10 protein-coding genes are annotated in these 10,214 nt (G+C 73.8%); 5 read left to right on the plus strand and 5 right to left on the minus strand.

What is annotated here, in order from left to right; all coding sequences use genetic code 11:
- Window position 1 precedes the first annotated feature (1 nt).
- A complete protein-coding gene (locus KUM32_RS18085) occupies window positions 2-883 on the minus strand; it encodes an SIS domain-containing protein (RefSeq protein ID WP_217142949.1) in 882 nt (293 codons plus the stop codon).
- A 150-nt stretch (window positions 884-1,033) separates the two neighbouring features.
- Between KUM32_RS18085 and KUM32_RS18090 the strand changes: the two genes are divergently transcribed.
- Together KUM32_RS18090 and KUM32_RS18095 are read left to right on the plus strand one after the other, a co-directional pair.
- Window positions 1,034-1,813 carry a DeoR/GlpR family DNA-binding transcription regulator gene (locus KUM32_RS18090; protein WP_217142950.1) on the plus strand — a complete coding sequence of 260 codons (780 nt, stop codon included), beginning with the start codon at window positions 1,034-1,036 and terminating at the stop codon, window positions 1,811-1,813.
- 394 nt (window positions 1,814-2,207) lie between these two features.
- On the plus strand, window positions 2,208-2,912 hold the full coding sequence (locus KUM32_RS18095) for a phosphatase PAP2 family protein (RefSeq protein ID WP_217142951.1): 705 nt from the start codon (window positions 2,208-2,210) through the stop codon (window positions 2,910-2,912).
- Window positions 2,913-3,006: 94 nt separating this feature from the next.
- Here KUM32_RS18095 and KUM32_RS18100 read toward each other — a convergent pair whose 3' ends face one another.
- The 4 genes from KUM32_RS18100 to KUM32_RS18115 form a co-directional block, all read right to left on the minus strand.
- Complete coding sequence (locus tag KUM32_RS18100) at window positions 3,007-3,459, minus strand: phospholipase (RefSeq protein ID WP_217142952.1); 453 nt, start codon at window positions 3,457-3,459, stop codon at window positions 3,007-3,009.
- Between the two features lie 204 nt (window positions 3,460-3,663).
- Window positions 3,664-4,428 carry a cupin gene (locus tag KUM32_RS18105; RefSeq protein ID WP_217142953.1) on the minus strand — a complete coding sequence of 255 codons (765 nt, stop codon included), beginning with the start codon at window positions 4,426-4,428 and terminating at the stop codon, window positions 3,664-3,666.
- The gene (locus tag KUM32_RS18110) at window positions 4,422-5,351 is read right to left on the minus strand and encodes a PmoA family protein (RefSeq protein ID WP_217142954.1); all 930 of its coding nucleotides are present in this window, start codon (window positions 5,349-5,351) and stop codon (window positions 4,422-4,424) included. The genes KUM32_RS18105 and KUM32_RS18110 overlap by 7 nt, the downstream gene beginning before the upstream one ends.
- A complete protein-coding gene (locus KUM32_RS18115; protein WP_217142955.1) occupies window positions 5,348-6,463 on the minus strand; it encodes a Gfo/Idh/MocA family protein in 1,116 nt (371 codons plus the stop codon). The genes KUM32_RS18110 and KUM32_RS18115 overlap by 4 nt, the downstream gene beginning before the upstream one ends.
- Before the next feature lie 211 nt (window positions 6,464-6,674).
- On the opposite strand from KUM32_RS18115, the gene KUM32_RS18120 reads away from it, so the two are divergent.
- The 3 genes from KUM32_RS18120 to KUM32_RS18130 all read left to right on the plus strand — a co-directional run bounded on the left by KUM32_RS18120 (window position 6,675) and on the right by KUM32_RS18130 (window position 9,744).
- Window positions 6,675-7,268 (plus strand): Dps family protein, encoded by a 594-nt coding sequence (locus KUM32_RS18120; RefSeq protein WP_217142956.1) that lies wholly within the window; start codon window positions 6,675-6,677, stop codon window positions 7,266-7,268.
- 111 nt (window positions 7,269-7,379) lie between these two features.
- Window positions 7,380-8,459: an ABC transporter permease gene (locus tag KUM32_RS18125; protein ID WP_217142957.1), complete on the plus strand. Its 1,080-nt coding sequence runs from the start codon at window positions 7,380-7,382 to the stop codon at window positions 8,457-8,459.
- A gap of 82 nt (window positions 8,460-8,541) precedes the next feature.
- A complete protein-coding gene (locus KUM32_RS18130; RefSeq protein ID WP_217142958.1) occupies window positions 8,542-9,744 on the plus strand; it encodes a cysteine desulfurase-like protein in 1,203 nt (400 codons plus the stop codon).
- Window positions 9,745-10,214: the final 470 nt, after the last annotated feature.

The raw sequence follows: 10,214 nt of genomic DNA on the forward strand, positions 1-10,214 counted from the left end.
GTCAGGGAGCGAGGATCACCGAGCGGGTGAGGTGGCGAGGCCGGTCCGGGTCGAGGCCTCGGGCGTCGGCGACGGCGACCGCGAGCCGCTGGGCGCGGACCAGTTCGGCGAGCGGGTCGAGGTCCCCCGGCATCCACAGGGCACCGGTGTCGCGGACCTGGTCGGCCAGCCCCTCGGGCGCCTCGCCGAACATCCAGGTCACCGTGGAGGCGGTGCTGATGCTGATGGGGCCGTGCCGGTACTCCATCGCCGGATAGGCCTCGGTCCAGGACAAGGAGGCCTCGCGCATCTTCAGGCCTGCCTCGTTGGCCAGTCCGACGGTCCAGCCCCGGCCGAGGAAGGTGAACTGGGAGCGCCCCACGAGCCCTTCGGGCAGCTCGGCCGCGAGCGCGGCGCGGGCGTCGGCGACGACCGCCTCGGTGTGCAGCCCCAGGTGGGCACGGAGCAGGGTGAGGGCGGTGGTCGCGAACCGGGTCTGCACGACCGACCGTTCGTCCGCGTAGTCGAGCACGACCACGTCGTCCGCGGCGGTCATGACGGGCGTGTCCGGGTCGGCGGTGAGCGCGACGGTGCGGGTACGGCCCTTCAGGTGCTCGAGCAGTTCCAGGACTTCCGTCGTCGTGCCGGAGCGGGTGAGGGCGACGACACGGTCGTACGCGCGGCCCCGCGGGAACTCGGAGGCGGCGAAGGCGTCCGTCTCGCCCCGGCCCGCCTCCTCACGGAGCGCCGCCGCCGACTGGGCCATGAAGTACGAGGTGCCGCAGCCGACGACCGCCACCCGCTCCCCGGCCGCCGGGAGCACCGCCGCGTGCCGTGCCGCCTCCTCGGCGGCGCGTGTCCAGCACTGGGGCTGGCTGTTGAGCTCGTCCTCGACATACGTCATGCCGCACACTCCCCGATCGCTGACCCGTGACCACCTGGGGTCGGTCTGATTGTTCCTGCAAGATATAGCGAGCTTTCGAGCACAATCAAGCAATTCAGCGAAGAGGGTGGTGCGCTAGGGTCGGCGGGAGACCGAGGAACGGAGGCGTGGATGTCGCGCGACGCCCGCTGGAAGGCGCTGCTGGAGCTGCTCGTCGAGCGCGGCCGGCTGGACGTCGAGGAGGCGGCGGCCGAACTCGAGGTGTCGGCCGCGACCATCCGCCGGGACTTCGACCGGCTCGCCGAGCAGCAGATGCTCGTGCGCACGCGCGGCGGAGCGGTCGTGCACGGGGTGTCCTACGAACTGCCGCTGCGCTACAAGACGGCCCGCCGTGTCTCGGAGAAGCAGCGCGTCGCCCAGGCGGTCGCCGCCCTGGTGGCACCCGGCGAGGCGGTGGGGCTGACCGGGGGCACGACCACGACCGAGGTGGCCCGCGCCCTGGCCGTCCGCCCCGACCTGGCCTCCGGCACGCCGGCGCTGACCGTGGTCACCAACGCGCTCAACATCGCGAACGAGCTGGCCGTCCGACCGCAGTTCAAGATCGTGGTGACCGGCGGGGTGGCCAGGGCGCAGTCGTACGAGCTGATCGGGCCGCTCGCGGACGGGGTACTGGGCCAGGTGACCCTCGACGTGGCGGTACTGGGCGTCGTCGCCTTCGACGTCGCGCACGGTGCCGCGGCCCACGACGAGGCGGAGGCCGCGATCAACCGGCTGCTGTGCGAGCGCGCCGAGCGCGTGGTCGTGGCCGCCGACTCCAGCAAGCTGGGCCGGCGGGCGTTCGCGCGGATCTGCGCGACCGAGTCGGTGGACACGCTGGTCACGGACGACGCGGCCGACCCGGACCTGGTGGGGCAGTTCAAGGAGGCGGGGGTCCGGGTCGTCATGGCGTAGGGGGTCCGCCACAGCCTCGGCCCTCCCGCTCGGTGGCACCGTCATGCCGTGGCCGCCCCTACCTGTGCCCTTCCGTACCTGTGGCCTTGCCTAGCTGTGGCCATCCCTAGCTGCGGCCTTCCGTACGTGTGGCTGTCCCTAGCTGTGGCCTTCCGTACGTGGGGCTGTCCATACCTGTGGTCTTCCAGACGTGTGGCTGTCCATACCGGTGGCTGTCCACCCCCGCCGCGCCACCATTCCCTCGCCCGGACGGGCCTCGCCCGCGCGCCGTACGTCCGGTGCCGGAGGAGGCTGGTGCGGCGAGGGATCACGCGTGGCGTGCCGACGGGCCGCCGGTGCCCACGGTGTCCCGGGCGTGGCCCGGCCGCAGTCACCCCCGCGGGAGCAGGAGCCCATGACCGAACCGACCAACGCCGACGGGGACACCAGCGGCCCGCTCGCGCCGGACTCCGGCGCGGCGCGGTCGCCCCGCCGTGCGCTCGCGGCCGTACTCGGTGATCTGCGGGCGGTGGACGGCGCGCTGTACGCGGCCGTGGCCGCCACCTCCACTCCCACCCTCGACCGTGCGCTGCGGCGGCTGTCCTACGCCGCCGACCACTCGAAGGTCTCGCTCGCCGTCGCCGCGGCGCTCGCGTCGGGAGGTCCGCGACCGCGCCGGGCCGCACGCGCCGGGGTGGTGGCGGTGGCCGTGGCGTCGGCCTCCACGAACCTGCTGGGCAAGCGCCTGGTGCGCAGGGCGCGGCCCGACCGTGAGGCGGCGCGGGTGACGGTGGGCCGGTACGTGCCCATGCCCGCGTCGGCGTCGTTCCCGTCCGGGCACACGGCGTCGGCGGTGGCGTTCGCCACGGCGGTCGGCGTGGTCCTGCCCGTGGCCGCCGTACCACTGGGCGTGCTGGCGAGCGCCGTCGGCTACTCCCGCGTCCACACCGGCGTGCACTATCCCGGCGACGTGGCCGCGGGCGCCGTCGTGGGCATCGCCAGCGCGGCGGTCGCGCTGGCGGCAGCGGCGGCCACTCCGGCCTCCGGCCCGCGCCCGGCCCGCTCGGCGGCACCGACGGCGCCCCGCCCGTCCGCCCGGCACCGGCGCCGACGGCCATGACGGTCCGTCGGCCGCCGGGACGACCACCCACGCCTCACCGGCCGGTCCCTGGCCCGGCACCGGCCGGGCGCGTGTCCCGTGGGGTGCGGGCTCGTCAGCCGAGGGCCTTCACCGCCTGGTAGTACGTCCACGCCGTGCCGGTGCAGGCGGCCTTCGTGGCGCCGCCGTAGCGGGCGCACACGCGCTTGAGGTCCTCGTGGAAGGCACTGTCGAGGCGGGACTTGTTGGCGCTGAAGGAGCCCGCGGCCTTGTAGTTGCGGTACCCGAAGTCGTGGCGCGCGCAGGAGGTGCTGAAGGGGAAGCCGAACGGGTTGTCCGGCGAGGAGGAGCAGTAGTCGGTGGTCCAGTCGAACCCGTAGGAGGCCCAGGCGGACTGGTTCGCCCGCGCGGCGGCCCAGGCGTTGTAGCTCGACGCGCTGGTCTGGGTCCAGCTCGCGAGCACCTGCGGTTTGTCGGCGGGAGCGGCGTCGGCGGTCGCGGCGGTGGCGAAGACGGTGGTCACCGCCAGGGCCGAGGCGGCGAGTCCGGTGGCGAGTCTGCGGTGCATCCCACACCTCCATGAGGCTGCGGCCCGCCCCTCGGGCCACAGGTTCATGTCAAGATGATGCGCACGTCAGCCATCGCTTCACACCTCCCCCGTCCTAACGACCCGTTAACTCTTCGGCCGAGCGGGAGTTCGGGATGTGAACACCCCCGTCCCGGTCCCGTCGGCGCACGTGCGGGACGCCATGTCCGGCGCCCTGGCGGGCCGTTACGGCGCCCGGTACGGCAGCGTCGCCCCCGGCAGCGCGTACTCGTCGCGGAACCCGCACATGCCGTGGCCGCCGCGCCGGGTGGGTGCTGCCTGGTACGCGGTGGCCTCACCGAGGTACGCCGGATCGCCGTCCGTCAAGGCGTCGAGCTGGGCGCCGGTCCGCTCGGCGGTGGCCAGCGCGCCCGATCGCCACAACTCCCGCCAGGCGGGCACCTTGTCGCGTACGAGCCGGGCGGCGGCCCGCTGGAACTCGGCGTACGGGCCGGCGTCCCCGGCGACCAGGGCCGTGCGCAACGCGAGGTAGCCCTCGACGGCGAGGTCCCTGCGGCGCCGGGCCGCGGCCTCCGCCTCCGGTCCGGCGCCGGACGGCAGCGTGGCCGCGGCGGCGTACGCCCCGGGGTCGGCCAGCACCTCGGGCGGGAAGGTGAAGACGGCGTCCCCGGCCTCGGGCAGGCCGCTGTTCTGCATCAGCACCGTGACGCGCAGGCCGCCGCCCTGCACCATGCGGTGCACGGTGCCCGGTGTGAACCAGGCGACGGAGCCGGGTTCCAGCGGGATGTCGCGGTAGCCGTCGGGGCTCAGCGTCTGCACCGAGCCGCGCCCGCCGGTGACGACGTACGCCTCCGTGCACACCAGGTGCAGGTGGGGGCTGCCGCCGCACACACCGTCGGCGGCGGCCCAGTCGTAGGCGCTCAGGTGGGACAGGCCGACCGCGCCGGGCAGCGGGCGGGGCGGCGGCGGCTTCCGGCCGTCGCTCACCACGGCAGGCCCTCCAGGTGCGCGCGGACCCGGTCGCCGTCCCAGGCGCCGTCGGCGACCACGACGCGGTACCGGTACGCGAACGACTCGCCCGGCGGCAGCTCGAACTCCTCGAAGAACGCCCAGGAGAACGCCACCGACGGGATGGGCTCGGCGCGCACGAACCAGTGCGAGGGATGGATCGCCCGCGCGTCGTCGAGGTTCTCGGGCGCGTGGGCGAAGACGAGCGTGGAGTGGGCGTCGACGTCGTCGTGCTCGGCGGTGAAGGCGAGCCACGGGCTCCGGGTGCCCATCAGTTCCGCGGCACCCGCGTCGGTGTCCGGGGCGAAGACCGTGCCGCCGGTGAAGTCGCGGGGGCCGCGCCACTGGAGGCCAGTGTAGCCCGCCATCTCACGGCCGGCGGTGGTCGGCGAGCCGAACACCAGCGGCTCGGTACGGGCGTTGGTGAGGCGGATCGACCAGTCCAGGGCCCAGGTGCCGGCCGCCAGGTCGACCGAGTGGACGGTCAGCCCGCGCTCCTCACGGGCCCACTCCGCGCCACCGTTCTCCACCCAGGTCAGGTGCTCGACGACGGCGAGCCGGTCGTCCTCGGCCGTGAACCGGGGGAAGCCGTCGTGCCGCATCGAACCGATGCGCTCGGGCAGGGGCAGATAGCCCTCGCCGTGGACGTAGCAGTTGCCGCCCCAGAAGTTCTGGCCGGACAGGTGACTTGCCGTCATCTGCAGGCCCTTGTGCCATCGGTGGTCATGGGGCCGGTAGCCGGTCACCGTGCGCCCGGCGAGGGTGCGCACCGGGTGGGCGTAGGGTTTGCGGGACTCGAAGGCCTCGGGGTCGGGGCGGTAGACGTAGCGGAGGATCTCGGTCCCGTTCGCCGCGGTGACCGCGACGTGGTCGCCGTGGGTGTGGCTGACGCGGAGGGTGCTCATGCGCGCTCCTCGGGGGCCCAGTCGGGGTGGCCGCCGTGCATGGCCGCGTAGAAGGGGTCGCCGGGTGCGATCTCCCCCGCGAGGACCGGCCGTCCGGTGAACGCGGCCTTGTACAGGGCGGCGGCGAACTCCAGCGTGGCGCGGGCCTCCGCACCGCTGCCCGGCGGCCGGGCGCCGGCGTCCCGGGCGTCCAGCACGGCACCGAGCTGCGCCGTGTGGGAGCTGGGCACGTCGAGCGCCGGGGTGCGCCAGGCGGCGGCGCGCTCGGGGGCGACGTGCCGGGCGGGTGTGTAGGTCCAGTCGTCGTTGCGGTGCCCGTACAGGTGGGTCAACTCGACCGTCGCGTCGGCGCAGTCGACGCGCACGCGGCTCACCTCGTCCGGGGAGAGCACGCTGTTGACCACGGTGGCGAGGGCGCCGTTCTCGAAGCGCACCAGGGCGGTGGAGACGTCCTCGCTCTCGGTGGTGTGGACCAGCCGGGACGCCATGGCCCGTATCTCGGCCCAGGGGCCGAGCAGGTGCAGCAGCAGGTCGTACTGGTGGATGCCGTGGCCCATGGTCGGACCGCCGCCCTCGGTGGCCCAGCGTCCGCGCCACGGTACGGCGTAGTAGGCGGCGTCGCGGTGCCAGGTGGTCTGGCAGTGGGCGACCAGCGGGGCGCCCAGCTCCCCGCCGGCGATCAGGTCGCGGGCGTGCACGGCGCCGGAGCCGTACCGGTGCTGGAAGATCACGGACGCGTACGCCCCGGAGGCCTCCTCGGCCGCCGCGATGTCGTCGTACTCCGCGAGGGAGAGACACAGCGGCTTCTCGCACAGCACCCAGGCACCCGCCTTGAGCGCGGCCACCGTCTGTTCCCGGTGCAGGGAGGGCGGTGTGCCGATGAGGACGAGGTCGGGGCGTACGGCGTCCAGCATGTCGCCCATCGAGGCGTATCCGGCCACCTCTGTTCCCGCTTCCGTCCGGAAGGCGTCGAGCCGGGCCCGGTCCACGTCCACGGCGGCGACCAGTTCCGTCCGGTCCGCGTGGGCCCTGAGGGCGGGCAGATGGCTGCCGGTGACGATGGCACCGGTACCGACGACGGCGACGCGAAGACGGGCGGGGCGTGGGGACATTCGGTCTCCTCGGACACGGACGGACGACATGGGCACCGCACCTTTAGAAAGCGCTTGCTCCCCGGCAGACCATAGGCGGCGGGCGAAGGGGCGGACAACCCCCCAGCGTTTGCGGGCTCGGGATGCGGCTGGTCGACTGTCGCGTGGGGGGCCGCAGCCGGCCGCAGCGAGCCGGCGCACTCTTCAGTCATCTCCGGAAGGAGTCCCAGGCGTGAGCACCCCGAAGCCGCCCTCCGCGGAAAACCGGTCCGACGGCAGCCAGCCCTGGCTGCACCAGAAGGGCCGGACCATCCAGGAGTTCGGCACCGTCAAGCAGTTCCCCGTGGCGCTGGCCATGGAGACCCGCCTCTACTCCTGCCAGCGGCTCAACAAGGTGCTGGCGGACACCCGCATCCTGCACGACCTGTACAAGAAGTACCACTGGCTCATGCGCGGGGCGACGTTCTACCAGCTGCACCTGCTGCTGGACAAGCACGCGGGAGAACAGATCGAACTGATCGACGCCATCGCGGAGCGGGTGCAGACGCTCGGCGGCGTAGCGGTCGGCGACCCGCGGCACGTCGCCGAGATCACCGCCGTGCCGCGTCCGCCGGACGGGGTGGAGGAGGTGCCGTCGATGCTCTCCCGGCTGCTGGAGGCGCACGAGCTGATCCTGACCGATTGCCACGACGCCGCGGCCCGCACGCAGGAGCTCGGGGACGACGGGACCAACGACCTCCTGGTCTCCGACGTCGTGCGCACCAACGAACTGCAGGCCTGGTTCGTGGCGGAGCACCTCGTGGACACCCCGCTCGTCCACGCCTGACCGCGCCACCGGGCTTCGGCGACCGCTCCGGAGACGGCGTCACACTCCGTGACCCCCCGGACGACGGCGCTCCCGATGCCCTTCCACCCCGGCTGTGAAAGCGTCCGGGACATGGCCCACATGTCCCACGGCGCCCACGGCCGGCCCCCGACGCGCGGGGAGCGGTGGTCCACGTTCCGGCAGTCGCCGTTCTGGCCCGCCACCGTACTCGTGCTGATCCTCGCGGCTGCGGCCGGTCTCTTCGCGGGCTCCTACACCTACTCCATGGCGAATCCGACACCCCGCTCGATCCCCACGGCCGTGGTCGGCTCGTACGAGAAGGCTCGCGGACACGCCTTCCTGGACGGCCTGGAGAGGGCGCTGAACGCCTCGGTGAAGCTGCTTCCGTACAAGACCCCGGCCGAGGCGCGTGACGCGATCGAGGAGCAGGAGGTCTTCGCGATCTTCGAGTTGCGCGGCGACGGACGGACCGCCGTGCTCGACCTGTCCAGCGCGTCGGGCGCCTCGGTCGCCGACGTACTGGCCGAGGCGGCACCGGCCGTGGGGAAGAAGACCGGTGTCCAGGTGACCGTCCGGGACATCAACCCGCTCCAGGAGGGCGACCCGCGCGGGCTGGCGATCTTCTACATCTCCCTGGCCGCCGTGATCATCGGCTTCGTCGGGGCGATCCAGCTGAGCGTGCACGCGCGGTCGCTGACCCCGCTCGAACGCATCCTCTTCACGATGGCCTACGCGCTGCTCGGCGGCTTCGCCATCGCCGCGGCGGTGGACTGGCTGCTGGGCGCGCTCAGCCTGCCGTTCGTGGAGTCGTGGCTGATCCTGACGCTCACCCTGTTCACCAGCGGCATGGTCTTCACCATGTTCAACACCCTGTTCGGACGCTGGGCGATGCTGCCGACGTGGGGGCTGATGGTGCTCCTGGGCAACCCCTCGTCCGGCGGCGCGGTGTCCTGGCCGCTGCTGCCGTCACCGCTGGGGGTGATCGGCCAGTGGCTGCCGCCGGGGGCCTCGGTCAACGCCCAGCACACCGCGGTGTACTTCCAGGGCCACCAGCACGCGTTCCCGTTCCTGGTGCTGGGCGGGTGGGCGCTGCTGTCCTGTGCGGTGTTCTGGACCTGGCGGCACCGCCATCCCGGAGGCCGTGAGAAGAGCCCGGCGCACGCCGGCGCGCCACCGCCGGCCGACCTCTGATCCACCCGCCGCGTCCCCCTGTTCCCGTCGCCGCCCTGCTGCGATCATGGGGCGGGCATGCCCGCCTTCGGTTGGAGTTCACATGGCCCTCGACGTCGACGCGATCCGCGCGCGGATACCCGCCCTGAAGTCCGGCTCCGCCCGCTTCGACGCACCCGGCGGCACCCAGACCCCGCAGCCCGTCATCGACGCCGTCGCCGAGGCCCTGGCCAATCCGCTGGCCAACCGCGGGCGGACGACCGAGGGCGAGCGCAACGCGGACGACATCGTCGCCGAGGCGCGGAGCGCGCTGGCCGACCTGCTGGGCACCGGGCCGCGGGGCGTCGTCTTCGGCCGCAGCGCCACACAACTCGCGTACGACCTGTCCCGGACGCTCGCCAAGACGTGGGCGCCGGGGGACGAGGTGGTCGTCACCCGCCTCGACCACGACTCCAACATCCGGCCCTGGATCCAGGCGGCCGAGGCGGCCGGCGCGAGGGTGCGCCTGGCGGACTTCGACCCCGCCACCGGCGAGCTCGTTCCCGAGCACGTCGAGGCGGTGCTCTCGCCGCGCACCCGGCTGGTCGCGGTGACGGCCGCGTCCAACCTCATCGGCACCATCCCCGACCTGCCGGCCATCGCGCGTTCCGTGCACGGTGTCGGCGCGCTGCTCCACGTGGACGCCGTGCACTACGCCTCGCACGCCGTGGTCGACCTGGCCGCGCTCGGCGCGGACACGCTGGTGTGCTCGCCGTACAAGTTCCTCGGGCCGCACCTGGGGGTGCTGGCGGCCCGGCCCGAGTTCCTCGAGACGCTGCGTCCGGACAAGCTGCTGCCCTCCGGCGACGCCGTCCCCGAGCGGTTCGAGCTGGGTACGCTGCCGTACGAGCTGCTGGCCGGTGCCCGAGCCGCGGTGGACTTCCTCGCGGGTCTGGAACCGGACGCGCAGGGCGGTCGCCGGGACCGGCTGGTCGCCTCCTTCACCGCGCTGGAGACCCACGAGAACGTGCTGCGCGAGCGGATCGAGCGAGGGTTGGCGGACCTCGGCGGGATCACCGTGTACTCGCGGGCCGCGCGGCGCACGCCGACCCTGCTGTTCACCGTGGCGGGCCTGCGTCCGGCCGAGGTCTACCGGCGGCTTGCCGAACGCGCGATCGACGCGCCCGCCGGCTCCTTCTACGCCGTGGAGGCCGCACGCCGTCTGGGACTCGGCGACGAGGGCGGGGTACGGGTCGGGCTCGCGCCCTACAGCTGCGCGGACGACGTGGACCGGCTCCTCACCGCCCTGAGCGACCTCACCCGCTGACGGACCGGCGGACGAGACCCGGCCCCGCCCCGGCGACACGCGCCGGTTGCTGCACGGGGCCGCGCGGACGCCGGACCGGCGCGCGCTCGTGCCCCGCAGCCGCCTGCGCACGGCGCGGAGATCCCTCACCGCGGGCGAAGCCGATGGCACCGGCCCCCACCCTCACCCCCGCCCCAGCGGCAGGCCCACTCCCCCGACGCCCCGGAGACCGCACCCGCCCGGGAAGGACCGGGCGGACGAGGACGGCGCACCGACCACGACGGCGCCAGAAGTCGCCGGCTGCGCGCGTCCCCACGGCCAGGGCCGCGCCCGGCAGCCGACTCCCAGGGCACGACGGCACACCGGCACGACACGACCGCACACCGGCACGACCAGACACCGGCACGACCGCACCACCGCACGACCGCACGACCGCACGACCGCACGACCGCACGACCGCACGACCGCACGACCGCACGACCGCACGACCG

It is taken from the genome of Streptomyces sp. AC627_RSS907 (genome assembly GCF_019049165.1).

What these genes read in the sequence shown, in the direction of transcription:
- KUM32_RS18085 (WP_217142949.1), bottom strand. Translation starts at nt 883, where the DNA reads ATGACGTATGTCGAGGACGAGCTCAACAGCCAGCCCCAGTGCTGGACA.
- KUM32_RS18090 (WP_217142950.1), top strand. Translation starts at nt 1,034, where the DNA reads ATGTCGCGCGACGCCCGCTGGAAGGCGCTGCTGGAGCTGCTCGTCGAG.
- KUM32_RS18095 (WP_217142951.1), top strand. Translation starts at nt 2,208, where the DNA reads ATGACCGAACCGACCAACGCCGACGGGGACACCAGCGGCCCGCTCGCG.
- KUM32_RS18100 (WP_217142952.1), bottom strand. Translation starts at nt 3,459, where the DNA reads ATGCACCGCAGACTCGCCACCGGACTCGCCGCCTCGGCCCTGGCGGTG.
- KUM32_RS18110 (WP_217142954.1), bottom strand. Translation starts at nt 5,351, where the DNA reads ATGAGCACCCTCCGCGTCAGCCACACCCACGGCGACCACGTCGCGGTC.
- KUM32_RS18115 (WP_217142955.1), bottom strand. Translation starts at nt 6,463, where the DNA reads ATGTCCCCACGCCCCGCCCGTCTTCGCGTCGCCGTCGTCGGTACCGGT.
- KUM32_RS18125 (WP_217142957.1), top strand. Translation starts at nt 7,380, where the DNA reads ATGGCCCACATGTCCCACGGCGCCCACGGCCGGCCCCCGACGCGCGGG.
- KUM32_RS18130 (WP_217142958.1), top strand. Translation starts at nt 8,542, where the DNA reads ATGGCCCTCGACGTCGACGCGATCCGCGCGCGGATACCCGCCCTGAAG.